Genomic DNA, 23,878 nt, shown 5'->3' with positions numbered 1-23,878 from the left:
GAACCCATGGCTGTGATCACTCCCGTCGACAAGACCGCCACCGACGGGCGACAGCGGCAACCGCGCCGCCCCCGGCACCGGCCCCTGCTCCTCAACGTCGTCGCGGTCCTGGCAGGCATCGCCGTGTGGGGCGTCGTCGCCGCTCTGGGCCTGGTCGAGAACCTGCCCACGCCCGCGGCCGTGGCGCAGAAGGCCGGCACCATGATCTCCGACGGCACGCTGGCGTCCGACACGCTCGCCAGCCTGCGCCGGGTCTTCATCGGCTACGCCCTCGGCGTGGCCGTGGCCGTACCGGTCGGCTTCCTCATGGGCTGGTACCCGACGGTGCGCGCCCTGGTCGAGCCGTACATCCAGTTCTTCCGCACCATCCCGCCGCTCGCGCTCATTCCGCTCGCGGTCGTCCTCCTCGGCATCGGCGAGGTGCCGAAGATCGCCGTGATCTTCCTGGCCTCGTTCATGTCCTGTGTCCTCTCCTCCTTCCAGGGCGTCATCGACGTCGACAAGACACTGATCAACGCGGCCCGGGTGCTCGGCGCATCGGACCGCACCATCTTCGCCAAGGTGGTCGTGCCGGCCTCCACTCCCTTCATCCTCGTCGGCATGCGGATCGGTCTCGGCGCGTCCTGGGCGACCGTCGTCGCCGCCGAACTCATCGGCGCGGAGGAGGGGTTGGGCTACCGGATGCAGAAGGCGTCCACCTGGTTCGAAATGGACACGATCTTCGTGTCCCTGATCACGATCGGCGTGCTCGGGCTCATCATGGACCGGCTGCTGCTGCTGGCCGAGCGACGCCTCACCGGCTGGCAGGAGCGACGATGAACAGCAAGATCACTTTCCGCGACGTGGTGAAGACCTTCCCGCTGAAGGGCGCGACCTTCACCGCCCTCGGCGGGGTGAGCCTGGACATCGCGGACCAGGAGTTCGTCACCGTCGTGGGCCCGTCCGGCTGCGGCAAGTCCACCCTGCTGAGCATGGCCGCGGGGTTGCAGGAGCCCGACTCGGGGAGCGTTCTGGTCGACGGCACGCCGGTGTCGGGACCCGGCCCCGACCGCGGGGTGATCTTCCAGCAGTACGCTCTGTTCCCCTGGCTGACCGTGCGTCAGAATGTCGAGTTCGGACTCAAGCTCGCCTCGATACCCACCGCGGAGCGACGCCTGCGGGCCGAGCAGGCCATCAGCCTCGTCGGCCTGGAGGACTTCGCCGACGCGCTGCCCAAGACGCTGTCCGGCGGGATGAAACAGCGGTGCGCCATCGCCCGCGCGTACGCGGTCGATCCCCAAGTGCTGCTGATGGACGAGCCGTTCGGAGCACTCGACGCCCTGACCCGGGTGCAGCTGCAGGACCAGCTGCTCGAGACCTGGAGCCAGGAGAAACGCACCGTACTGTTCATCACCCACGACGTGGACGAGGCCGTCTACCTCGCCAGCCGGGTCGTGGTCATGGCCGCGCGGCCCGGCCGCGTCCACCGCGTCATCGACGTGGATCTGCCGTATCCCCGTACCGAGGAGATCCGGCTCTCCCCCGAGTTCCGGCGCATCCGCAACGAGGTGTGGACCTCCGTGTACCACCAGGAAGCCCCGCCCCGCGCTGCCTGACGCACCGTCACCCGGGCACCCACCCTGGGCACTTCGCGGACTCAAACCCATGCATCAGAGCCTGTGTCATATCCCCGGCCAAATCAGCGCGCGTGCCAGACGACGCGCGCCCGGCCGGGGATATGACACAGGCTCTCACCCCGAGAGGACACTCCAGCATGCCCAGAAGGACGATCAGGCACGCCGTCACGGCGCTGCCCGTCGCGTTCATGCTCTCGCTCTCCCTCAGCGCCTGCTCCGGCAGCGCTTCCGGTGACGACAGCACGGTCCGGTTCGGCTACATCGGCGACTACAACGGTGCCAGCCTGCTGGCCATCGCCGAGAAGCAGGGGCTGTGGAAGAAGGCGGGCCTGACCGCACAGGTGAAGCCGTTCAACAACGGCCCCGTGCAGATCCAGGCACTCAGCGCCGGTGACCTCGACTACGGCTACATCGGCCCCGGCGCGATGTGGCTGCCCGCATCCGGCAAGTCCAAGGTCGTCGCCATCGACACCCTCACGTACGCCGACCGGGTCATCGGGCAGCCCGGCATCAAGTCCATGAAGGACCTCAAGGGCAAGCGGGTCGGTGTACCCGAGGGCACCTCCGGCGACATGGTCCTCAACATCGCCCTGGAGGAGGCCGGGATGACGGTGAAGGACATCACCAAGGTCAACATGGATCCCTCCACCATCGTCTCCGCCTTCTCCTCCGGGAAGATCGACGGTGCCGGTTTCTTCTACCCCGCCATCGACACCATCAAGAAGAAGGTGCCGGGCCTCGAGGAAATAGCCAGCACCAAGGAGACCGGGGACTCCTTCCCCACCGCGTTCGTCGCCGGCAACAAGGTGCCCGAGAGCAAGAACAGCAAGGTCATCAAGGTGCTGCAGCAGGCCAACGACTGGCGGCAGCAACACCCCGACGAGACCATCACGCTCACCGCCAAGATGCTTGAGGTCACCGAGGCCCAGACCAAGGCCGACGCCTCCCACGTGCAGACCCTCTCCACCAAGGACCTGGCTGCCAAGACCGAGAGCGGCGAGGTGGACACGTGGCTGAAGAAGCTGGGCGACTTCTTCGTCCGCAACAAGCAGCTCGACGACAACCCCGATCCCGAGAAGTACTACACGGGTGATCTCTACTCGGAGGCCTACAGCAAGTAAGGGCATACCGTGAGCGCCGGCACCGACCCTCGCCCCGCTGCCGGCGCTCCGTATCAGCCGGGACTGGAGCGGCCATGCCGCCAGTAGCCGTAGAACGCGACGTCCGCCTTCGGCACACCCCGATCGCGAACGAGATGGCGGCGCACCCCGGTGGCCAGGCCGGACTCCCCCGCGATCCAGGTGTAGGAGCGCCCCTGCGGCAGTGCCGCGTCCTTGACCGCGTCGAGCGCGAGTCGGCCGGGAAGGTCGGCGGAGCCGTCCCGGGCCAGCCAGTGCACGCGTACGCCCTCGGGGGCGACGACGTCCTTGCGGATGTCAGCCGTCTCGGGCACTTCCAGGAAGACCTCCGCGACCAGAGAGTCGGGCGCGTCCTCAAGGATCGCGAGCACCGCGGGTACGGCGCTCTCGTCCGCGACAAGCAACTGCCCCACCGTGTCGGGCGGCGGGAGGTAGGTCAGGCCCATGTCGAAGATGCCCGCCGGGTCGCCGGGACTCGCCCCCATGGCCCAGGCGCCGGCCGGAGTGTCGCCGTGCAGGGCGAACTCGATGTCCAGCTCGCCGAGTTCGGCCCTGACCCGGCGGACGGTGTAGTTGCGCACCCGGGGTCGGCGGGACTTCGGCAGGAGCAGCACCTGCGCCATCCAGGCCTCGTTGGAGAGGGTGGGCATCGTCAGGCCGCTCTGGCCTGCGCGGGGGAAGAAGAGCCGTACCGTCTGGTCGAAGCCGGTCGGCAGCAGATGCTCGAGTTCGGGGCCGCCGAGGGTGACGGTCGTGAAGTTGCGGGTCGTTCGGGTGGTCCGGAGCACCTTCAGCGTGATCATGCGCCGGGACGTGGGTGACTGCACTTTGGGCAGCATGGTGTGCGCGGTGCCCTTCAGAGATCGAGGACGAGTCGGGGGGACAGTGCCCGGGACACGCAGGCGTACATCCGGCCCTCCGGGGCGCCGATGTGGTCCCGGTGCTCGGGTGAGCCGTCGAGGACGGTGACTTCACAGCTGCCGCAGACACCTTCGCGACATCCGGAGGGGATGGGGCGCCCGGCGTGGGCAAGCGCGTCGAGCAGTGACTCGTCGGCCGGTACGGCAACAGGGCCTCCGGACCGTGCGCAGACCACCTCGAACGCCGTGTCGGGGCCGAAGGTCCGGGCCACCGGCTGGAAGCGCTCGGAGTGCAGCCGCTCGGTGGGGAACGCCGCGTCGGCCGCCGCCAGCATGGCCGCGGGACCGCAGCAGTAGACCAGCGTGTCGGCCTCCAGTGCGGCCGCGAGGGCGTCGAGGTCCGGCCGGCCCTGACCTTTTGTCTCCACGATCCGCACCCGGTCCCCGTAGGAACGGCGCAGCTCGTCGGCGAACGGCATGCTCTCCGCCGTCGGCCCCGCGTACAGCAGGGTCGCGGGAAGGCCGGCGGCCGCCACCGCGCGCAGCATCGGAAGCAGCGGCGTGATCCCGATGCCGCCGGCGAGGAACAGATACCGCGGTGCGGGGACGAGCGGGAAGTGGTTGCGGGGCAGGGAGACGTCGAGGGCGCGGCCCGGACGCAGGAACCGGTGTACGTACTCCGAGCCGCCCCGGCTGAGCGGGTCGTACCGGACGGCGACGCGGTAGGTGTCCCGGTCGGCGGGGTCCCCGCACAACGAGTACTGCCGGGTCAGCCAGTTGGGCAGGGCCAGGTCGATGTGGGCGCCGGGGTCCCAGGGCGCCAACTCCCCCGCGGTGGCGCGCAGGGTGAGGGCGACGACGTCCTCGGCGACCCGGTCGATGTGCTCGACGACGGTCTGTTGCATCGGTGCTTCCTCTGTCGGCCGGAGGCCTGTTCAGCGCCGGTACAAGACTGTTCGGCGCTTGCTCGGTGCCTGGTCAGTAGAGCTTTCGGTAGCCGTCTTCCAGGGCCTGTTCGAGCAGGCTCGGGTCTATGTCGGCACCGAATTGGGCGGCCGCGATCTCCGCCATCGAGGGCATCCCTTCGGCGAGCGCCTGGCTGGCGGGGTCCCACAGCCGGGAGCGGATCAGCGCCCGCCCGCAGTGGAAGTACGCCTCGGCCACCTCGACGACGATCGCCAGCTCCGGCTGCTTGGCCTCGGTGCGCATCCGGACGAGGACATCGGGTTCGTCGGTGACGTAGCCGCTGCCGTTGACGCGCAGGACCTCCCGCAGTCCGGGGACGAAGAAGCACAGCCCGACACCGTCGTTCTCGGCGAGGTTGCGGAAGGAGTCGGCGATCTTGTTGCCGGGGCGGTCGGGGAGGGCGAGGGTGTGCTCGTCGAGGACCTTCACGAAGCCCGGGTAGTCGCCGCGGGGCGAGCAGTCGGCGCGTCCGGCCGCGTCCGCCGTGGCCATCGTCAGGAACGGCGAGTGGGCGATGAAGAAGCGGAAGTAGTCGTCGATACGGTCCTTCAGCTTCGCTCTGACCGTGGCATCGGGCTGCCCGAGCCGGGCGAGCACCTCTTCGGGGGAGACCCGTCGAGGGCGCGTGGGGGCGTACGTCATGGCACCTTCCTCAGGTGGGCGTCGAGGCAGCGTCGGCACACGGACGTGGGCACTCGGGCCCGCATCGCCGCAGCTCATGGCAGTATTGTGAGCAATTACTCAGGTCGTGCGCTACTCGCTTTCACGGCCCACCGCAGGAGGTGTCATGACATCCGGCCGTCGCGGACTTCAGCCACGTAAACAGCCCCTTCAGGTCCGGGCCGAGCTGACACGGCAGCGCATCGTCGACGCCGCTGCTCACGTTTTCGCCGAGTACGGGTATGCGGCGGGGACCACCAACCGGATCGCGGAGCGGGCCCGGGTGTCGATCGGGTCGCTCTATCAGTACTACCCGAACAAGGATGCGATCCTGGTCGAGCTGCTGACCCGCCATCTCGACGCCGGGATGGACGCCGCCCCACTGGACCAGAACGAACTGCTTCCGCGGTCCATCGAGGGCATCATGCGTTTCTACGTACAAGGCGCGATCGAGAACCACCGCGTCGACCCGCAGTTGCTCCGCGTGATGATGGAACAGGGGCCCCGCGCACCGGAGTTGCTGGAGCGGATCGCACACAGCGAGCGACAGCGGATCGCCTACGCCCGCAGGCTGCTCAGGGACCATCCGGAGGTGCGGGTCGCGGACGTCGGCATCGCCGCCCGGCTCGTCGTCTCCACGGTCGAGATGGTGGTGCACCGGGTGATGGCAGGGCCCGGCCAGGTCGACATCGCGGGGTTCGAGGACGAACTCGTCGCCATGCTCACCCTCTATCTGCGGGGAGACGCGGCCGCGACACCCGGGGCCTGACGCTCAGCCGTCACGCGGTGCGTAGCCGTCCGCCCGCGCTGTCCGCTTCCTCTGCCCCTCTGTCACGGCCCGTCGACTCGTATGTCACAGGGACGTCTTGATCCACTTCCGGTCGCAACGACTCCCCGGATATGGGTGTCCTATGAATCAACAACGCCCGCTCAGCCCGAAAGAGCGGGAGGACAGCACTCCCCCCACTTCCCCCCAGGAGTACCGATGCGCGTCAAGAAGATCTCCGCACTCGCCCTCGTCGCCGCCGCGGCCGGCCTCTCGCTGACCGCGTGCGGCAGCAGCGACGGAACGAGCGCCGCGGCCGACACCAGCGCGTCCACCAGCTCGAACAGCTCCGCCTCCAACTCCGCCACCACCGACGGCAAGCCGTCGACCTCGGGCTCGGGCTCGGGCGCGGGCAGCAAGCTCAGCTCCGAGACCCAGACTCAGACCACCAAGACGGACTCGGTGTGCAAGACCGACAACCTCGCCTTCACCGCCGCCTCCTCGGGCATCAAGAACGAGATCGTCGTCAACATGAAGAACAACGGCGCCAACACCTGCAGCATGCACGGCTTCGCCGGCGTCCAGCTGATCGGCCCCGACGGCCTCGGCGACACCGGCCCCGACGCCGCCCGCACCGACACCAAGGGCTCCACCACCACCATCGCGTCCGGCGAAGAGACCCAGTTCCTGCTCCACTACATCCCCGACACCAGCGGCCACGGCAAGACCTACACCCGCCTCTCCGTCACCCCGCCGAACGAGACCGTCTCCGAGGTCGTGAACCTCAACGGCGTGAGCATCACCGTCTCCCCCGACAGCGGCAACTCCCCCGACGTCTTCGTCGACCCCGTCGGCTACCACACCGGCTCCGGCAAGTAACCCGGCGGGCGGACGCCAGGCTACGGCCGACGACGGGACCACCGATTGCGGCAGTGCCCGCGGCAGAAGCGGCGGCAGGGAACCTTCCGGCGGCCCGTCTCGTTCTCTGCGGGCCCGTCCACGCCACTGTCCCTGGGAGCATCGTGCCGGAAACCAACCCCGTCGGCTCCAGTGCTCTTCCCGTACTCCCGACCCTGAGCGCTCAAGCCGAGCGGCTGATCGAGCTGGGGGTGCATCAGATCGCGGGGCTGCAAGCCGCGGATGTCCGTCGTTTCGCCGACGAAGCCCTGGCCTCAACAGGCGGCGACAGAGCCCTACTTGCCGTGCACCCGGATCAGGCACCTGCCTCTGCGCTGGCCCCGCTGCTCAGCCGCGACGGCAAACCGGGTTTCGTCGTCACCGACATGCCCGACGTCGACGACTTCACCGCTCTCGACACCGTCACGCTCCCCGACACGCCGCTCTACGTCCTCACCGACCTCGACCGCGGCGACCAGATGGCCAACTGGAGCCCGGACGAAGCACTTCCCGCTCTCACCGCCCGGGCCCGCACTCCGTTGCTGCTCACCGAGGGCATCCACTGGGTGATACAGCAGCCCGTCGCCCTGGAACGCAACCACTGCTTCATGACCATCGGCTCCCGGCTGCGCAAGGCCAACGGCACGCTGGACGCCCGCACCCCGGCGCTCTGGATCAGCAACGGCACCGGGCGGGACGGCCGCGAACGCCGCAACGCCCCCAAGGTCGGCTGGTGCTGGGCGGGCAACCGGCACACCTGGCTGGGCTTCGCCTCGGCGACGGACCGCCGGAGCGCAGGCTGAGGAGGACGTGCCTCCTGCACTGAGGTGGCGGCCGCCCGTCAGCGGGCTCGGCGAATGCGGATCGGACCGTGGACCTCGGTCGACGTGACGGGCCGGCCGCCCTGGGTGATCTCGACCTCGCCGGCCGTGGCCAGCCGCCGGGCGGCACGGCGGGCGGGTTCCATCAACGCACGCCAGCCGTCGTCCTCGCCCGCGTACACCGCCCGCGCAGCATCGGAAGGGCAGATCGACGACGTAGGGGCACGCCGCTCCAGCAGTTCCACGATGGCCTGCTCCAGGCGCTGATCGGTCTGCCGGTCGCTGTCGTGAGTCACCTTTCCAGTGTCACACCGTCGGGCGATCACCGCCTCGCAGTGGTCTCCCGCAGGTACGGCTCCGCGGCGAGTCGCTGTACTCGGGCCCCGCCGGCCGGGGCGGGTGACAAGGCGTCAAGGGCCCTTGTCAGTGGCTCCCCATAGAGTGAAAACATCACTCGGGGAGCAATCGGAGGGGGAGCAGAAGCATGTCTGCAAACAGGATCCAGCACAAGGTGAATCACGTCGCGCTGGTAGTCGACTGTTCGGGTTCCATGCGTCCGCACCAGAATCAACTCATCCGCGTCGTGGACGAGTTCGTGTCCGGTTTGAAGGCCGAATCGGACAGCCTCGGACATGAGACCCGGATCAGCCTCTACTCCTTCGACCACAGGGTGGAAAACCTGGTGTGGGACATGGACGTGAAACACCTTCCGTCCATGCAGGGCCTGTACCAGGTCAACAATGGCGCCACGGCCCTCATCGAGGCTTCTCTGAAGTCCCTGGAGGACCTGGGACATATATGGGAGGAATACGGCGAGCACAGCTTCCTCCAGATCGTCGTGACGGACGGCGAGGAGAACGCCTCGGGGGGCGACCGACGGCACAACGGCGACATGTCCATACTCGGCCCCTGGCTCGACCGGATCGCCACGAAGATGGGCGGCCTTCCTGGCCACTGGACTTCAGCGATCCTGGTGCCGAACTCGCTGGCCAAGCGCACCGCCCAGAACTACGGCTTCCCCGCGGGGAACATCGCCATCTGGGACGCGGACTCCCAACAGGGCGTCGAGGAAGCGATCGGCACCGTGCGCGCCGCCGCCACCAGCTTCCTTCGGGGTCGTGAGCAGGGGGTGCGCGGCACGAAGAACCTCTTCGCCGTCGGTCAGGACATATCGGTCGACGAGGTGCGGGCGAACCTCGAACCGATTCCCGCCGACAAGTACCGGCTCCTGAAAGTCGACAAGGAGATCGAGATCCGCCCCTTCGTCAATTCACATCCGGGCGTGACATACGAACGCGGTGCCTGCTATTACCAGCTCGGCGCCCGGGCCCAGGTCCAGGCGAACAAGGAAGTCGTCGTGGTCGAGAAGGACACCGACCGCGCCTACACGGGCGACGCGGCGCGCAGCCTTCTGTTCGGTACGGGAATTCAGGGGACCGTCTCGGTCAAGGCGGGGAACAATCCCAAGCTTGAGGTCTATGTGCAGAGCCGATCGGTGAACAGGAAGCTCAAGCCACAGACACGTCTGCTCATCATGCTCTGAATGCACTGACTGCTCTGCTCTGCTCTGAGATTGTCCTGGCGTCTCGACGACGGGCGCACCGGTCATTGCGGTCCGGTGCGCCCCGGATCCAGGAAGATCCGGTTCAGCTGGTGGTTCAGGACCGCGGCTGCCGACTCCGGGCCGCGCTGGCCGACGAGGACGCTCGTGCCGAGCCCCGCGGACATGGCGAGCAGCCCGATTGCCTCCAGCGGCGCGTCCACACCGGGTTCCAGCAGCGCTGCTTCTTGGGCCTGTCGGAGGAGTCCCGTCAGGGCGGCCTCGGCGGCATCGGGGTCCTTGATGAAGGGCTGGGCGGCGAGCTCCCGGTCCGTCACGGCCAGAACGGCGTACGCGGTGTAGAGGTGGTGGAAGACGCGACTCTCGTCATCCGTCGGCAGCGCCGCCATCAGCAGCGCCTCGATCACCGCGCGCGGACCCTGGTTGCTCCCGGCGGCCAGGACGCGGGCGGAGACGCGCTCTCCGAACCTTGCCGTCAGATGCTCGAGCCCGAAGAGCAGCAGCTTCTCCTTGGTCTGGAAGTAGTACTGCACGAGCCGTAGCGACACACCGGCCTCCGCTGCCACGTCGCGCATCCCCACCGCATGGAGCCCGCGCCGTCCGGCGACCCGGACGAGCGCTTCGGCGATCTCGGTGCGCCGTTCTGCGTGGTCCACGCGCTTGGGCATCGGCCGGTTCTCCGCTCGTCGATCGTGCTGTGAACTGCTGCGACTCGTTGCAGCCTGCTGTGACCTGCTGTGACCTGCTGTGATCCCGTTGGATTTCTTGATGGTACAGCCGTACCAACGTCATGGTACGTTCGTATCACGAAACCGCGATCCCGGAGGTGGCCATGCCCACGACCCTCGCCCGCACTCAGCCCGATGTCGGCCGCTACGTGAGCGATGCCAGGCGGGAGCGCTACTTCGAGGCGTGCGACGCGGTGTACGCCCTGGGCGCGCCCGCACGCGCGGAAGAGGACGTGGAGACCCCCTTCGGCACCACGCATGTCTACCGCTACGGCCCCGCCCTCGACGATGCCCCGGCCCGCACCCCCATCGTCCTGGTGCACGGAGCGGGCTCCTGCTCCGCCATGTGGTATCCGAACACCCCTGCCCTCAGCGCGGATCGCCCGGTCTACGCGATCGACACCCCGGGCGATCCCGGACGCAGCGTGCAGCGCGAGCCGATCCACGATCCCGCACGCGCGGCGGAATGGCTGGATGCGACGCTCGCCGGACTCGGTCTCGACCGCGTACACCTCGTGGGGAGTTCCTATGGCGGATGGCTCGCCCTGAACCAGGCGCACCGCAAGCCCGACCGTCTCGCCTCGGTCACGCTGCTCGACCCCGGCGGCCTCGAGAAAGTGGGCTTGCGCTTCTTCCTCTGGATCTTCGCCGGCCTCTTCGCCACCTTCGCGCCCAAGGCACTCCGCCCGCGGCTGGCAGCCTGGCTGGAACAGCCGGTCCTCACCGTGCCGGAGCTACGCACCATGATCCGAACGGCAGTTGCCGCCTACCGCATCCGCCGTCCCGCACCGCTCCCCCTGACCGAAGAGGAACTGGCCACTGTCCGGACTCCGCTCTATCTGGTGCTCGGCAAACGAAGCCTTCTCGTGCACCCGCACCGGCAGGCGGAACGTGTGCCACGCCTGATCCCCTGCGCACGGGCCGAGATCATCTCCGACACCGGTCACGGGCCGCAGATCGATCACGCGGAGGAAGTCAACCGCAGGATGCTGAACTTCATCGCCTCCGCCGACTGACGCGCGCCAGAACGGTCGAGCGGCTGCGCCGGCTTCTGCGTACGGATGCGTGCTCACCGATGCTTACGGATCCGTGACGCGCAGGCCCCATCCGACGCTTCGCGACCGTCGCGGATCTAGCGTGGCGGCATGCGTGTACTGGTCACCGGCGGTGCCGGGTTCATCGGGTCCCATGTCGTCGAGGCGCTCACGGCGCGCGGGCACGAAAGCGTGGTGTTCGACGTGCGGGACGACCCGGCCTCGGACGTACGGGATCCAGTAGCGGTCGCGCGGGCTCTGGACGGGGTCGACGCCGTCTGTCACCAGGCGGCCATGGTCGGTCTCGGCAACGGAGTCGCCGACGCGGCGGAGTATGTCTCCCGCAACGATCTGGGGACGGCCGTGCTGCTGTCGGCCATGGCCGAGGCGGGGGTGGTGCGGTTGGTGCTGGCCGGGTCGATGGTCGTCTACGGCGAGGGGCGCTACGCGTGCCGGCGGCACGCAGTGGTGCGGCCGGGGCCGCGGGCCGTCGGCGATCTGGACGCGGGACGGTTCGAGCCGTCCTGCCCGTTGTGCGGCGAGGAGTTGGAGCCGGGCCTGGTCGGGGAGGACGCGCCGGCCGACCCGCGCAACGTGTACGCCGCGACCAAACTCGCCCAGGAACATCTCGCCGCGGCATGGGCGCGCAGCACGGGCGGCACGGGGGTGTCGTTGCGCTACCACAACGTCTACGGGCCACGGATGCCCCGCGACACCCCCTACGCGGGCGTCGCCTCGTTCTTCCGGTCGGCGCTGGCCCGCGGCGAGGCCCCGCGTGTCTTCGAAGACGGGCGGCAGCGGCGGGACTTCGTCCACGTACGAGATGTGGCGGCGGCCAATGTGGTCGCACTGGAGGCCGATACGGACGCGGGCACACTGGCCGCGTACAACACGGGCAGCGGAGAGCCGCACACCGTCGGGGAGTTGGCGCGGGCGCTCGCCAGGGCGTGCGGTGGGCCGGACCCGGTGGTCACCGGCGAGTACCGGCTGGGGGACGTCCGGCACATCACCGCGGACTCGGCGCGGCTGCGGGCCCGGCTCGGGTGGCGGCCCGAGATCGGCTTCGAGGACGGGATGCGGGAGTTCGCGCAGGAGGTGTGAGGCCGGCGGAAACAGCGGTACGGGGCTGCCGCGGGCAGAAGTCACGGGGCCGCCGGCAGCGTCACCTCGAAGCGGCAGCCGCCCGGAATGTTGCAGACCGTGGCCCGGCCCTGGTGCGCCTCGACGATGCCGCGCACGATGGCGAGGCCGAGCCCCGCGCCGGCCGGGGGCGTACGCGCGTGAGTGCCGCGCCACCCGGTGTCGAAGACGCGGGGCAGGTCCTCCTCGGGGATGCCGCCACAGCCGTCCGTGACGGACACGACGACACCGTCGGCGGACCGCCCGGCGGCGACGGCGACCGTCCCGTCCGCGGGGGTGCGGCGGATCGCGTTGACGAGCAGGTTGCCGAAGACCCGGCTCATCTCCTTGCCGTCCACATCGACGGGCACCGGCTCGACGTGGTCACCGACGAGTCGTACCCCGTGTTCCCGGGCGAGCGCGTCCGCCCCGGCGAGGGCGTCGCCCACCAGGTCGTACAGGGAGACGCGGGCCGGGTTGAGGGGCAGGGCGCCGGCGTGGATGCGGGAGAGTTCGAACAGGTCGCCGACCATGCCGTTGAGCCGCTCGACCTCGGTGCGCATCTGTGCGAGGTAACGGCCGGGGTCGGTGGCGACCCCGTCCTCCAGCGCCTCCGCCATGGCGCGCAGTCCGGCGAGGGGGGTACGCAGATCATGCGAGATCCAGGCGACGAGCTCGCGCCGGGACGTCTCCAGGGCTCGTTCCCGGGTCCGGGAGGCGGCCAGCTTGGCGCTGGTCGCGGCCAGCTCCCGGCTCACCGCCTCCAGTTCCGCGGTGGCCGGGGTGTGCGGACCGGTGTAGTCGCCGCCGTCGCCGAACGAGCGGGCGGCCACGGCGAGTTCACGGCTGCGGGCGACGACCCGACGGCCCAGGACCAGCGCCGTGGCGAGGGAGACGACGGCCGCCATCGCGACGACCGTCGTCACCACGGTCAGGTCGTGCGGGGACAGGAACATCGCCCAGGCCACGGCGAGGGTGCCGGCCAGCATCGCGACCACGCCGACCGCGGAGACGACGGCGAGCGACGCGGTGAGCGAGCGGCGGCGCAGCAGGCGCAGCGCCACGGCTCCGGCGAGGCCGGTGGCGGCGGCGCCCGCGAAGGCGTAGAGGGCGATGAGGAGGTTGGCGTGCACGGTCGGTCGTCCCTGCGTTCTTCGTCGTTCCGGATGATTCGCGGGTTCTACGGTTGCCTTGATGCTTCCGGATGACCCGTGGGTTCTACGATTGCCCTGGCTCGTGCGGCTGTCCCGTCAGGGGTGCCGCGCTTCCGGCTCCACCGGTTCGAAGCGGTAGCCGACACCCCAGACCGTCTGGATCAGGCGCGGACGCGCCGGGTCGTCCTCCACCTTGCCGCGCAGCCGGCGGATGTGGACCGTGACGGTCGAGAGGTCGCCGAACTCCCAGCCCCACACCTCGCGCATCAGGTCCTCCCGGCTGTACACCCGCCCCGGATGCCTGAGGAAGAAGGCGAGGAGGTCGAACTCCCGCAAGGTGAGCGCGAGTTCGGCGCCGTCGCGGGTGGCCCGGCGGGCGGCGGGGTCGACGGTGAGGCCACCGGCGCGCACCGGGTGGCGGTCGGTGCCGGGGCGGGCGCGGCGCAGTACCGACTCCACGCGCAGGACCAGTTCGCGCGGGCTGAAGGGTTTGGTGACATAGTCGTCGGCTCCGACCTCCAGGCCGAGGACGCGGTCCTCCTCGTCGCCGCGGGCGGTGAGCATGATCACCGGGACCGGGCCCCGGGAACGTATCCGGCGGCAGACCTCCAGGCCGTCCATGCCGGGCAGCATCAGGTCGAGCACCACCAGGTCCGGGCGGTGCGCGGCGGCACGCGCGAGGGCCGTGGGGCCGTCACCCGCACGGTCGACGATGTGGCCGGCCCGCTCCAGGTAGCCCGTGACGACTTCGGCGACGGTCGGGTCGTCGTCGACGACCAGGACCCGGGCGGCCCCGCCGGGGGCCTGCGCCGCCGTGGGCTCGTATGACTGCTGCATTCCTCCACCCTGACACCCCGATGCCGGGGACGCGGGGCCGGCGGCCCGCGTACGCGCGGACGTCCGTGTTTCGTAAGGAACCAAAGTCCAACATGCCCGATTCGTGCTCGTAGGGTGAAAGCCGTGACAACCCCATCCCAAGCAGTCGACGTGGTCCTGCCCTGCCTGAACGAGGCCGAGGCCCTCCCCTGGGTGCTCGAACGTATTCCTCCCGGCTGGCGCGCGCTCGTCGTCGACAACGGATCCACCGACGGCTCGGCCGAGCTCGCCCGCCGCCTCGGCGCCGATGTGGTGCACGAGCCGCGGCGCGGGTTCGGCGCCGCATGCCATGCCGGACTGGTGGCGGCCCGCGCCGACATCGTCTGCTTCTGCGACTGCGACGCCTCGCTCGACCCCTCGCTCCTGGTCCCCTTCGTCCGGGAACTGCGCGCCGCCGAAGCCGATCTGGTGCTCGGGCGGCGCCGTCCGGTGCGCCGGGACGTCTGGCCCGCCCATGCGCGAGTCGGCAACCGTGTACTGGCCCGGATGCTGCGCCGCAGGACCGGCCTCGCTCTGCACGACCTCGGGCCGCTGCGCGCCGCGCGCCGTGAGGCACTGCTCGCGCTGGACCTCACCGACCGGCGCAGCGGCTACCCGTTGCAGATGGTGGTGCGGGCGGCCGACGCCGGCTGGCGGGTCACCGAGCACGACGTGCCGTACCTGCCGCGTACCGGCGCCTCGAAGGTGACGGGGACCTGGCGTGGCACCTGGCACGCGGTGCGGGACATGCGCCGCGTACTGGCCGAGCCGCCCTTTGCCGACACACCGCCCGCCGGGCCAACTCCCGTACAGCAGACGCCCGTTCGGGGAGGACGGCCCCTGTGACGATTCCTGTGCCGATTCCTGTGAAGGACCCTGGGGTCACCCTGCTCGTCATCGCCAAGGAGCCGCTGCCGGGGAGGGTGAAGACGCGGCTCACCCCGCCGTTCACGCCCGAGGACGCGGCAGCACTGGCCGAGGCGTCGCTCGCGGACACCCTGCACGCGGTGGCCGCCGCCCCGGCGGCGCGCCGCGTCCTCGTTCTCGACGGGGTGCCCGGGCCGTGGCTGCCGTCCGGCTTCGAGGTCGTCCCGCAGTGCGCGGGCGGCCTCGACGAGCGGCTCGCGGACGCGTTCGCCGGGTGCGCGGGACCCGCGCTGCTCATCGGTATGGACACCCCGCAGGTGACGCCCGCGCTGCTGACCGTGGACTTCGCCGAGGGTGACGCCTGGTTCGGCCCCGCGCTCGACGGCGGGTTCTGGGCGCTGGGCCTGGCCGCGCCCGACCCCGGCCTGCTGCGCGGCGTTCCGATGTCGACGTCGGTGACGGGCGCCGTGCTCCGTGCGCGGCTCGTCGCCGCCGGGCTGCGGGTGCGGGACCTGCCGACACTGCGTGACGTCGACACCGCGGACGACGCGCAGGCCGTCTCGGCGCTGGCGCCCGACAGCCGGTTCGCCGCACGCCTGGCACGGTGTGCGGCGGTGGTACGCCGATGAGCGCGCCACCCGCGCCCCCGGCCACCGCGCCGTGGGCGGCCGCCGACCCGTACGCCGTGGCCCTGCGCGCCGGCCGGGGCCCGTTGTTCCTGCGCCGCGCCGACGGCTGGCTGCTGCCCTTGGAGGTGGAGCGATGGTGCGCGCGGGCCGACGCGGTCGACCGCGCGGTCCTCGACCGCTGCGAGGGTGCCGTCCTCGACGTGGGGTGCGGGCCGGGGCGCCTGGTGGCGGAGCTCGCCGCGCGCGGTCGCACGGTCCTCGGCGTCGACGTCAGCGAGGCCGCCGTCGACCGGACCGAGCGCCACGGCGGCCCGGCGCTGCGCCGCTCCGTCTTCGATCCCCTGCCCGGCGAAGGGCGCTGGGACAGCGTCCTGCTCATGGACGGCAACGTCGGTATCGGCGGCGAGCCGCACGCCCTGCTGACGCGCGTCGGCCAACTACTCACGCCTGGCGGCCTGTTGGTCGCCGAGACCGCGCCGATGGACGTCGACGAACGTACCGAGGTACAGGTCGTCGGCGTCACCGACGTCCATGTCGGCGGCCGCCCGTTCCCGTGGGCGCGGTTGGGCACCGAGGCCCTGCTGCGGTACGCGGAACGGGCGGGGCTGCGCCCCGTCGCTCAATGGTCGTCGGGCGGGCGCCGCTTCGCCGCGCTGCGCACCCGCAGCGCAGACGATGCCAGCACCAGCGCCGAACCACCGAAGAGCACCGCGGTGACCAGCAGCCAGCGGGACAGGAATCCGTCCGCGGACAGACCGGTGGCCGACTTGTAGCGGGCGTCCTGCGCCCCGCTGATCAGCGGGAACCAGACCAGCAGGAGCAGCAGGGACAGCGCGGCCGGGACGCGCACGTATCCGGCCCGCTGCCGCTGTCCCACTGCCCCGGCCGCCCTGAGCAGCGCCCGGTCCGCGACCGAGTAGAGCGGCAGGAGGACCAGGTCGTGCAGCAGCGCCGCCCCGACGATCCACAGCGCCACGCCGAGCCGGTCGCCGTCGAGCAGCCGTACACCCGCGTAGGCGGCGAGAGCGAACGAGCAGGCCAACATGAGGAGTTGGAGCGGGCTGCCGAGCGGGAGCCGACGGAGTACCCTCATCGGCTTACTTGTGTCGTTCAAGGTCACAGCCTTCCGAACGTCAGCCGGGCCACCCATTTGGTGTTCAGCACACCGGGCGCGGCGGGCACGATGATCCGCGCCGGGTAGCCGTGGTCGGGGGAGAGCTCCGCGCCGTTGACGAAGAGGGCCAGCAGGGATCGCGGATCGGCGACCTGGTTGGCGCGCAGCGCGGCGTGGCGGAACGCGCCGTGGCGCTGGAGGGACTCGACGAACACATCCGGCGCCTCGTCGCCGTGGCCGACCAGCGCCGCGAGGTCCCGCAGCCTGACGCCGCGCCACGTCTGGTCGGACGTCGACCAGCCTTCTACGCAGGCGATGGGCAAGGCCGCGCTGTGCACGGCGAGTTGATGAAGTTCCGGGCGGCTGAGGCGGACCGTTCCGCCGCGTCCGGTGACGACCAGACGCCAGGCGCCCTCGCCGGTCTCCGCCGGGTGGATGCCCGCGTAGGCGGCGGTCTTGTTGATCTGGAAGCCGTTCGGTCCTGTGCCGGGTTCGGCGCCGCCGTGCGGGGCGAGCAGGGCCGTACGGCGCAGCGGTCCGTCGAAGCCGCGCCCGGCCGTCGTGCCGAACAGCAGCAGCGAGCCACCCCCGACGAACCACAGCGCCCCGCGCCGTGAGACGGACGGCGGGTCCGGCCGCACGGCCGTCAGCCCACCCCGCTCCCCCGCCTCCTCGCCGCCCTGACGCATGCGCCGCACATTGCGCACCGCGGTCGGCATCTTGAGCACCGCGTGGGCGACGAACGCGGCGATGAAGACCCAGGCACCGTAGAAGTGCAGCCGGTAGAACGAGCCGGGGAAGAGATAGTCGAGCTGGACGTTGAGGACGCCCGTCGCGAACTCGAACAGGCCGCCGCCGACCAGGAGGAGCAGCGAGAGCCGTTCCAGCGCATGGGTGAGCGAGCGGACCGGCGGCAGCTCGAACAGCCTCGGCACCACCGACCACAGCTTGGCGAGCAGCACGGGGATCAGTGTGATGCCGAGGGTGACGTGGACGCCCTGGGTCAACCGGTAGAGCCAGTGCGGGTGCGTGGGCCAGGCGAAGAGGTAGAAGCCGAGGAGCCCCTTGTCGGGGGTCTTGTCGTTCACCGGCGCCAGGTCCGGGTTGTACGCGGCGTACGAGATCAGTCCCGTCACGAACAGCGCGGTGACGCCGATGAGCAGGACGAGACCGAGGACGGAGGTGAACCCGGGGCCGCGCAGCGGGCTGCGCCAGAAACCGGGAGAGGTGGGGAGGCGGGGGATGTCACGCATGGTGTGACCGTAGGACGGGAGGACCCCCGAACCGGGGGCGCGACCCATGACGAAACACTGACGTCCGGCCCGGGCAGCCCGGTCGGGGCCCGTTCCGGGCCTAGCGTTCCGGTGTGATCCGCACCAAGCCCTCCGCCAGGACCGGCGGCAGCCGCCGGGACCTGTACGCCGTCGCGGCGGCCGCCCTCCTCGTGGTGGCGGCCGCACTGATCGGCCGGCACATCGAGCACACCCGGCACACGCTCCACGTCGGCTGGCCGCCGCTGTACGCCAACTGGCTGCCCCATGTCGGACCGGGCACCCCGGCGGCGCTCGCGGTGGGGGCGGCGACCGTGGCGTACGGTCCCCCGCTCGCGGCCGCGTTGCGCTGGCGCACCCTGCTCGCCGCGTCCTGGGCGACGGCGACCGCCTGGATCCTCTGCCTCGCGCTCATCGACGGCTGGCAGCGGGGCATCGCCGTCCGCCTCACCACCAAGTACGAGTACCTACAGGTCATCGACCGCTTCCACGACATCCCGGCCACACTGCGGGACTACACCCGGCACATTCTCATCGACTCACCCGACCACTGGCCCGCCCACACCGCGGGGCATCCGCCGGCGGCCCCGCTCACCTTCGTTCTGCTCGACCGGATCGGCCTCGGGGGCGGCGGATGGGCCGGCCTGTGGTGCATCGCGATCGGCGCGACCGCGTCCGTGGCCGTGCTGGTCACCGTACGGGCGCTGGCCTCACAGGAGGTGGCGCGGCAGGCGGCGCCGTTCCTGGTCCTGGCACCGGCCGCGGTGTGGATGGGCGCGTCGGCCGACGCCTACTTCGCGGCCGTCGCCGCCTGGGCCGTGGCCCTGCTCGCGCTCGCGGTGACCGGGCGCCGCGTGGTGTGGGCGGCCGGCGCGGGGCTGCTGTTCGGCCTGGCCTGCTATCTCTCGTACGGGCTCACGCTCTTCGCCGTCGTCGGGGCGGCCGTGCTTCTCCTCGGGCGGCGCCGGGTCCGGCAACGCCCGGTGGCCCTGGCTCTGCTCCTGCTCGCCGGGCTCGCTGTCGTCCCGACCCTGTTCACCCTCGCCGGGTTCAACTGGTGGGAGGCGTACCGGCTGTTGACCACCCGCTACTACCAGGGCGCGGGTGGTATCCGCCCCTACGGCTACTGGGTGTGGGCCAACCTCGCCTGTACGGTCCTGATCGTGGGACCGGCGACCGTGGCGGGTCTGCGCCGGGCAGGCGCACACCTCCTGCCGCGGCCTCAGCTCTCCGCGCCGCGCACGCGGCTGGCCCTGCTCGTCGCGTCCGCCCTGGCGGCCCTCCTGCTCGCCGACCTCTCCGGCATGAGCAAGGCGGAGACGGAACGCATCTGGCTGCCCTTCGCCGTCTGGCTCCTGGCGTCCGGAGCGCTCCTCCCCCGCCCCCGCGCCTGGCTCACCGCCCAGGCGGTACTGGCACTGGCCCTCAACCATCTCCTGCTCACGGGGTGGTGAACGCCTCTACTCCGCTACGGGGTCCTCCTCCGCGTCCCAGGCGGCGAGCAGAGCCTGGTGGCTGCGGCGGACGTGTTCGCGCATCATGCGTTCGGCGCCGTTGCCGTCCTTGGCGAGGATGAGGTCGAGGACCTGATGGTGTTCGTGGTCCGATTCGCTGAGACGGCCCGGCTGGGCGAGCGCGGTGCGCACGAGGCGGGCATAGGCCAGCTGGTTCATGAGGGTGCGGTAGTGCGCTACGAGCTTGCCGTTGTCGGCGCCCATGACGATCAGTTCGTGGAACTCGTGCACGACGTGGCCGTAGCGCTCCGCGTCGCCCGCCCGGGTCGCCTCGTCGGCCTCGGCCATGACGGCCTGCAGGCGCTCCGTCTCGGGCACGCGGCCACGGAGCGCCAGCAGGCGGGCGGCGGCGCCTTCCAGCAGTTCCTTCATCTGGAAGAGCTCGGCGACATCCCGGTGGGAAGGGACGGCGACGAACGTGCCGACGCGCGGGCGGATCTCGACGAGTCCCTCGGTCTGCAGCTGCTTGAGGGCTTCGCGGATGGGGGTGCGGCTCACCCCGAAGGTCTCCGAGAGCGCCATCTCGGAGAGGCTGGAGCGGGGCGGGAGCTCCCCGCCGATGATCATCTGGCGCAGTTCACCGGCTACCTGGGCCTGCATACTGGCCTTCGGCAGTCGCTTGCTTCCTCGCCCCGTGGGTTCTTGCATGGCACAAGACGGTAGTGACGTGGGATGCCGACGTCAACATTCCAGCTGAGGCTCTGCTCGGAGATTGTTCTGCCATGCAAGGCCCCGGTTGGGCAGGTCCGCTCGGGGACCCGCGGCGCCTCACTGGAAAGCCGGCACGACCTCCTTGATGAACAGTTCCAGCGAGGCCCTCTTCTCTTCGTGCGAGAGGCTGTTGTCGATCCAGAAGCTGTACTCGTCGACGCCCAGCTCCTCGTACGCACGCAGGCGTTCGACGACCTCGGCCGGTGTGCCGATCATGGCTGTCCGGTGGAGGGACTCGGGGGTGAACTCGGGGCGCTCCTCGAACTTCTCCTGCGGGCTCGGCTCCAGGAACCCGTTGGCGGGCGTCTCCTTGTTGCCGAACCAGGCGTCGAAGGTGCGGTAGAAGCGGTTGATGGCTTCGGCCGCGGGGCGCCAGCCGTCCGGCTCCTCCGGCGCGTGCACGTGCGTGTGGCGCAGCACCATCAGCTCGGGTCGTGCCACCTCGGGGTGGTTTGCCACGGCCGTGTCGAACTTGTCCTTCAGCGCGGCGACCTCCTCGTCACCCTTCATGAGCGGAGTGACCATCACGTTGCAACCCTGCGAGACAGCGAAGTCGTGGGAGGCGGGGTCGCGGGCGGCGATCCACATCGGCGGAGTGGGCTGCTGCACCGGCTTGGGCACACTGGTGGACGTGGGGAACTGCCAGATCTCACCGTCGTGGGCGTAGTCGCCCTTCCACAACGCCCTTATGGCAGGCACGAGTTCACGCAGGTGCTTGCCGCCGTCCGAAGCTTTGAGTCCGTCGGTGAGGCGGTCGAACTCGATCTGGTAGGCGCCGCGGGCGACGCCCACCTCCATGCGTCCGTTGCTGATGACATCGAGCAGCGCCGTCTCACCCGCCGCCCGGATCGGGTGCCAGAAGGGGGCGATGATCGTCCCCGCGCCGAGCCGGATGGTCGTCGTCTTCGCGGCCAGGTGGGCCAGGATCGGCATGGGGCTGGGCGCGATGGTGTACTCCATCGCGTGGTGTTCGCCCACCCACACCGTGCTGAAACCACCGGCCTCGGCCATGAGGGCGAGTTCGGAGAGGTTCTCGAAGAGCTGCCGGTGGCTGCTCTCCTCGTCCCAGCGCTCCATGTGCACGAACAGCGAAAACCTCATGACGGCTCCTCTTCTACGGGGGCGGGCCGCATCTCGGAGAGCGTGATGTCTCCGGTGGCCCAGTGCGTGCGGGGGACTTCGTGGACGACGACGCGTATGTACTCGGGCCGGGTGTCGACGGAGCGCAGTACGGCTTCGTGGACCTCGTGCAGCAAGGTACGGAGCTGTCGCGGCGTGCGTCCCTCGGCGATCGTGATCGTGACCTGTGGCATGTCAGCCGCGCATCGTGAACGGGTCGGCCAGCGGCTCCTCGCTCGTGTTGATCCAGACGCTCTTGAGGCGGGTGTACTCCTTGACCGCCTCCGTGCCGTGCTCCACGCCGACGCCACTGTTCTTGAAGCCCTGGCGTGGCGACATCGGCGACATGGCCCGGTAGGTGTTGACCCAGACGGTGCCGGCGTCGAGGCGGGCGGCCACGCGGTGCGCGCGGGAGAGGTTGGTCGTCCACACGCCTGCCGCCAGGCCGTATTCGGTGTCGTTGGCGAGGCGCACGACCTCCTCCTCCGTGTCGAAGGGCATGATCGCCACGACGGGTCCGAAGATCTCCTCGCGGACGACGCGCATGGTGTTGTCGACGTCGACCAGGACGGTGGGTTCGTAGAACCAGCCGCCGAGGCCGCCGTCGGTGGGGGCGCCGCCGGTGAGGATCCGGGCGCCCTCGCTCCGGCCGAGTTCGACGTAGGCGGCCACCTTGTCCCGCTGGCTCTCGAAGGCCAGGGGGCCGAGTTCGGTGGCGTCGTCCAGCGGGTCGCCGACGCGGATGCTCTTGGCGCGTTCGCAGACCCGCTCGAGCAGTTCGTCGTAGACCGAGCGGTGGGCGAACACCCGGCTGCCCGCGATGCAGGTCTGTCCCGCGGCCGCGAAGACACCGGCGATGACGCCCATGGCGGCGTTGGCGACGTCCGCGTCCTCGAAGACGATCTGGGGTGACTTGCCGCCCAGTTCGAGAGTCGAGCCGATGAAGCGGCTGGCGGTGGCCGCCGCGATGCGTGAGCCGGTGGCGGTGGACCCGGTGAACGAGATCTTCGCCAGGCCGGGGTGGTCGACCAGGGCCTGTCCTGCCTCCGCGCCGAATCCGGTGACCACGTTGACCGTGCCCGGCGGGAACCCTGCCTCCAGCGCGAGTTCGGCGAGCCGGAGCCCGGTGGCCGAGGTGTGTTCGGAGGGTTTGATCACCACGGTGTTGCCGGCGCAGAGCGCGGGCGCCAGCTTGCTGGTGGTCAGCGTCAGCGGGGAGTTCCACGGAGTGATCGCGCCGACGACGCCGAGCGGTTCGCGCGCCGTGTAGTTCAGCACCCGCCGGTCCGACGTGGGGATGGTGGAACCGTGGATCTTGTCCGCCAGGCCGGCGTAGTAGTGGAAGTACTCGGGCACGGAGGCCAGTTGGCCGCGCATCTCGCGCAGCAGCTTGCCGTTGTCCCGCGCCTCCATCAGGGCGAGTTCGTCGGCGTGCTCGGCGATCAGGTCGCCGAGGCGGCGCAGCAGGTGTCCGCGCCGGGTCTGGCTCAGGTCGCGCCAGCCCGGGTCCTCGAAAGCGGCCTGCGCGGACGCGACGGCCCGGTCGACGTCCGCCGCGGTGCCCCGGGCTGCCCTGTACAGGGTGCGGCGGGTGGCCGGGTCCGTACTCTCGAAGTACTCCCCCGCCGCGGGCTCGACCCAGGTTCCGCCGATGAAGTGGTGCCAGGTGGTGCGGCCGGCGGGGTCGACAGGGGCAGGGCCGATGGAATCGGCGTGGCCGGTGGGGTCAGGCATGTGCACTCTCTCCGATGAGGCCGGTGGACCCGATGAACGTGGTGAGAGCCTCGACGAGCGCTTCGGGCCGCTCGACGGGCAGCATGTGTCGCGCTCCGGGGACGACCACGGCCCGGCAGTCGGGCAGCGCGTCGGCCAGTCGGTGCGTCATGTCCGGAGTGGAACCGGGATCGTCTCCTCCCGTCACGGCCAGCGAAGGGACCGTGATCTCGGGCAGGCGCGGCGCGAGTTCGGCGTCCGCCGTGGCGAACACCCGGTAGCAGGCGAGGAAGGAGCCGACATCGTTGGCGCGCAGGGTCGCTTCGGTCCGCTCGACGATGCCGGACGGAACGGCGGTGCCCGTGTACCAGCGTTCCAGGGACGCGGCCGTACTGGCCGCGAAGTCGGCTTCCGCGGTCCGCAACCGGGCCTGGACGGCGGCCTGTTCGTCGGACGTCCGTCGGCAGACCGCGCTGACCGAGGTCAGCGTCGCGGTCGACTCCGGCCGGTGCAGGGCGAGTTGCTGAGCGACCAGCGCCCCCAGCGAGAAGCCGACGACGTGCGAGCCTGCCGGGATGTCCGCGGCTACTTCGTCCGCCAGCTCGGCAAGGGTCACCCGGTCGTCCACGGGTGGCCGCGTTCCATGTCCCGGCAGGTCCGGGGCGATGACGGTGAAGCGGTCGGTGAGCAGCGCGCTGACGGGCTCCCACATGGTGTGATCGAGCCCGACACCGTGCAGCAGGACCAGGGTCGGCTTGCCCATG

The 23,878-nt window shown here is 70.5% G+C and carries 26 protein-coding genes; 13 read left to right on the top strand and 13 right to left on the bottom strand.

Annotated features, from left to right (window positions below):
- Positions 1–6: 6 nt before the first annotated feature.
- The 3 genes from ACIREE_RS26115 to ACIREE_RS26105 all read left to right on the top strand — a co-directional run bounded on the left by ACIREE_RS26115 (position 7) and on the right by ACIREE_RS26105 (position 2,737).
- The gene (locus ACIREE_RS26115; RefSeq protein WP_404156770.1) at positions 7–819 is read left to right on the top strand and encodes an ABC transporter permease; all 813 of its coding nucleotides are present in this window, start codon (positions 7–9) and stop codon (positions 817–819) included.
- Positions 816–1,595, top strand: a complete 780-nt coding sequence (locus ACIREE_RS26110; RefSeq protein ID WP_404156767.1) for an ABC transporter ATP-binding protein — start codon at positions 816–818, stop codon at positions 1,593–1,595. The genes ACIREE_RS26115 and ACIREE_RS26110 overlap by 4 nt, the downstream gene beginning before the upstream one ends.
- A 158-nt stretch (positions 1,596–1,753) precedes the next feature.
- Positions 1,754–2,737 (top strand): aliphatic sulfonate ABC transporter substrate-binding protein, encoded by a 984-nt coding sequence (locus ACIREE_RS26105; protein ID WP_404156764.1) that lies wholly within the window; start codon positions 1,754–1,756, stop codon positions 2,735–2,737.
- A gap of 53 nt (positions 2,738–2,790) precedes the next feature.
- Here the strand turns inward: ACIREE_RS26105 and ACIREE_RS26100 are convergent, their stop codons facing one another.
- The 3 genes from ACIREE_RS26100 to ACIREE_RS26090 form a co-directional block, all read right to left on the bottom strand.
- The gene (locus tag ACIREE_RS26100; protein ID WP_404156761.1) at positions 2,791–3,594 is read right to left on the bottom strand and encodes a siderophore-interacting protein; all 804 of its coding nucleotides are present in this window, start codon (positions 3,592–3,594) and stop codon (positions 2,791–2,793) included.
- 17 nt (positions 3,595–3,611) lie between these two features.
- Positions 3,612–4,520, bottom strand: a complete 909-nt coding sequence (locus ACIREE_RS26095) for a PDR/VanB family oxidoreductase (protein ID WP_404156758.1) — start codon at positions 4,518–4,520, stop codon at positions 3,612–3,614.
- A 73-nt stretch (positions 4,521–4,593) separates the two neighbouring features.
- Positions 4,594–5,223: an MSMEG_1061 family FMN-dependent PPOX-type flavoprotein gene (locus tag ACIREE_RS26090; protein ID WP_404156755.1), complete on the bottom strand. Its 630-nt coding sequence runs from the start codon at positions 5,221–5,223 to the stop codon at positions 4,594–4,596.
- 145 nt (positions 5,224–5,368) lie between these two features.
- On the opposite strand from ACIREE_RS26090, the gene ACIREE_RS26085 reads away from it, so the two are divergent.
- From ACIREE_RS26085 to ACIREE_RS26075, 3 genes are all read left to right on the top strand, one after another.
- The gene (locus ACIREE_RS26085) at positions 5,369–6,010 is read left to right on the top strand and encodes a TetR/AcrR family transcriptional regulator (protein WP_404156752.1); all 642 of its coding nucleotides are present in this window, start codon (positions 5,369–5,371) and stop codon (positions 6,008–6,010) included.
- A gap of 216 nt (positions 6,011–6,226) precedes the next feature.
- Complete coding sequence (locus ACIREE_RS26080) at positions 6,227–6,886, top strand: DUF4232 domain-containing protein (RefSeq protein ID WP_404156749.1); 660 nt, start codon at positions 6,227–6,229, stop codon at positions 6,884–6,886.
- Positions 6,887–7,029: 143 nt separating this feature from the next.
- Positions 7,030–7,707 (top strand): DUF5701 family protein, encoded by a 678-nt coding sequence (locus ACIREE_RS26075; protein WP_404156746.1) that lies wholly within the window; start codon positions 7,030–7,032, stop codon positions 7,705–7,707.
- 38 nt (positions 7,708–7,745) lie between these two features.
- Here the strand turns inward: ACIREE_RS26075 and ACIREE_RS26070 are convergent, their stop codons facing one another.
- A complete protein-coding gene (locus tag ACIREE_RS26070) occupies positions 7,746–8,021 on the bottom strand; it encodes a DUF3253 domain-containing protein (RefSeq protein WP_404156743.1) in 276 nt (91 codons plus the stop codon).
- Positions 8,022–8,209: 188 nt separating this feature from the next.
- Between ACIREE_RS26070 and ACIREE_RS26065 the strand changes: the two genes are divergently transcribed.
- Entirely contained in the window at positions 8,210–9,268 is a 1,059-nt protein-coding gene (locus ACIREE_RS26065) for a VWA domain-containing protein (protein ID WP_404156740.1), read from the top strand.
- Between the two features lie 62 nt (positions 9,269–9,330).
- On the opposite strand, the gene ACIREE_RS26060 is transcribed toward ACIREE_RS26065, so the two are convergent.
- Entirely contained in the window at positions 9,331–9,954 is a 624-nt protein-coding gene (locus ACIREE_RS26060) for a TetR/AcrR family transcriptional regulator (protein ID WP_404156738.1), read from the bottom strand.
- A gap of 164 nt (positions 9,955–10,118) precedes the next feature.
- Between ACIREE_RS26060 and ACIREE_RS26055 the strand changes: the two genes are divergently transcribed.
- Entirely contained in the window at positions 10,119–11,030 is a 912-nt protein-coding gene (locus ACIREE_RS26055; protein WP_404156735.1) for an alpha/beta fold hydrolase, read from the top strand.
- Between the two features lie 129 nt (positions 11,031–11,159).
- Positions 11,160–12,149: an NAD-dependent epimerase/dehydratase family protein gene (locus ACIREE_RS26050; protein ID WP_404156732.1), complete on the top strand. Its 990-nt coding sequence runs from the start codon at positions 11,160–11,162 to the stop codon at positions 12,147–12,149.
- Positions 12,150–12,190: 41 nt separating this feature from the next.
- Here the strand turns inward: ACIREE_RS26050 and ACIREE_RS26045 are convergent, their stop codons facing one another.
- Entirely contained in the window at positions 12,191–13,300 is a 1,110-nt protein-coding gene (locus tag ACIREE_RS26045) for a sensor histidine kinase (RefSeq protein ID WP_404156729.1), read from the bottom strand.
- A 117-nt stretch (positions 13,301–13,417) separates the two neighbouring features.
- Positions 13,418–14,158 carry a response regulator transcription factor gene (locus ACIREE_RS26040; RefSeq protein WP_404156726.1) on the bottom strand — a complete coding sequence of 247 codons (741 nt, stop codon included), beginning with the start codon at positions 14,156–14,158 and terminating at the stop codon, positions 13,418–13,420.
- Between the two features lie 114 nt (positions 14,159–14,272).
- Here ACIREE_RS26040 and ACIREE_RS26035 point away from each other — a divergent pair, with 114 nt between their 5' ends.
- Genes ACIREE_RS26035 through ACIREE_RS26025 form a run of 3 tightly spaced genes read left to right on the top strand, consistent with a single transcriptional unit; the run spans position 14,273 to position 16,445 of the window.
- Positions 14,273–15,022 carry a glycosyltransferase family 2 protein gene (locus ACIREE_RS26035; RefSeq protein ID WP_404156723.1) on the top strand — a complete coding sequence of 250 codons (750 nt, stop codon included), beginning with the start codon at positions 14,273–14,275 and terminating at the stop codon, positions 15,020–15,022.
- Positions 15,023–15,042: 20 nt separating this feature from the next.
- Positions 15,043–15,672 (top strand): DUF2064 domain-containing protein, encoded by a 630-nt coding sequence (locus ACIREE_RS26030; RefSeq protein ID WP_404156940.1) that lies wholly within the window; start codon positions 15,043–15,045, stop codon positions 15,670–15,672.
- Positions 15,669–16,445 carry a class I SAM-dependent methyltransferase gene (locus ACIREE_RS26025; protein WP_404156721.1) on the top strand — a complete coding sequence of 259 codons (777 nt, stop codon included), beginning with the start codon at positions 15,669–15,671 and terminating at the stop codon, positions 16,443–16,445. The genes ACIREE_RS26030 and ACIREE_RS26025 overlap by 4 nt, the downstream gene beginning before the upstream one ends.
- Positions 16,446–16,788: 343 nt before the next feature.
- Here ACIREE_RS26025 and ACIREE_RS26020 read toward each other — a convergent pair whose 3' ends face one another.
- Positions 16,789–18,039: a molybdopterin-dependent oxidoreductase gene (locus ACIREE_RS26020; protein WP_404156718.1), complete on the bottom strand. Its 1,251-nt coding sequence runs from the start codon at positions 18,037–18,039 to the stop codon at positions 16,789–16,791.
- 113 nt (positions 18,040–18,152) lie between these two features.
- Here ACIREE_RS26020 and ACIREE_RS26015 point away from each other — a divergent pair, with 113 nt between their 5' ends.
- Positions 18,153–19,511, top strand: coding sequence for a glycosyltransferase family 39 protein (locus ACIREE_RS26015; protein WP_404156716.1), 1,359 nt, complete (start codon positions 18,153–18,155; stop codon positions 19,509–19,511).
- Positions 19,512–19,517: 6 nt separating this feature from the next.
- On the opposite strand, the gene ACIREE_RS26010 is transcribed toward ACIREE_RS26015, so the two are convergent.
- From ACIREE_RS26010 to ACIREE_RS25990, 5 genes are all read right to left on the bottom strand, one after another.
- The gene (locus tag ACIREE_RS26010) at positions 19,518–20,219 is read right to left on the bottom strand and encodes a GntR family transcriptional regulator (RefSeq protein WP_404156713.1); all 702 of its coding nucleotides are present in this window, start codon (positions 20,217–20,219) and stop codon (positions 19,518–19,520) included.
- A 120-nt stretch (positions 20,220–20,339) separates the two neighbouring features.
- Positions 20,340–21,383, bottom strand: coding sequence for an LLM class flavin-dependent oxidoreductase (locus ACIREE_RS26005; protein WP_404156710.1), 1,044 nt, complete (start codon positions 21,381–21,383; stop codon positions 20,340–20,342).
- Positions 21,380–21,595 (bottom strand): 4-oxalocrotonate tautomerase family protein, encoded by a 216-nt coding sequence (locus ACIREE_RS26000; RefSeq protein ID WP_404156707.1) that lies wholly within the window; start codon positions 21,593–21,595, stop codon positions 21,380–21,382. The genes ACIREE_RS26005 and ACIREE_RS26000 overlap by 4 nt, the downstream gene beginning before the upstream one ends.
- Position 21,596: 1 nt before the next feature.
- Positions 21,597–23,135, bottom strand: coding sequence for an aldehyde dehydrogenase (locus tag ACIREE_RS25995; RefSeq protein ID WP_404156704.1), 1,539 nt, complete (start codon positions 23,133–23,135; stop codon positions 21,597–21,599).
- Entirely contained in the window at positions 23,128–23,877 is a 750-nt protein-coding gene (locus tag ACIREE_RS25990) for an alpha/beta fold hydrolase (protein ID WP_404156701.1), read from the bottom strand. Before ACIREE_RS25990 ends, ACIREE_RS25995 begins: the two co-directional genes overlap by 8 nt.
- Between the last annotated feature and the right edge of the window lies 1 nt (position 23,878).

Source organism: Streptomyces sp. NPDC102467, from assembly GCF_044765445.1.
GTDB lineage: Bacteria > Actinomycetota > Actinomycetes > Streptomycetales > Streptomycetaceae > Streptomyces.
This window is presented reverse-complemented; position numbering and strand designations above follow the sequence as displayed.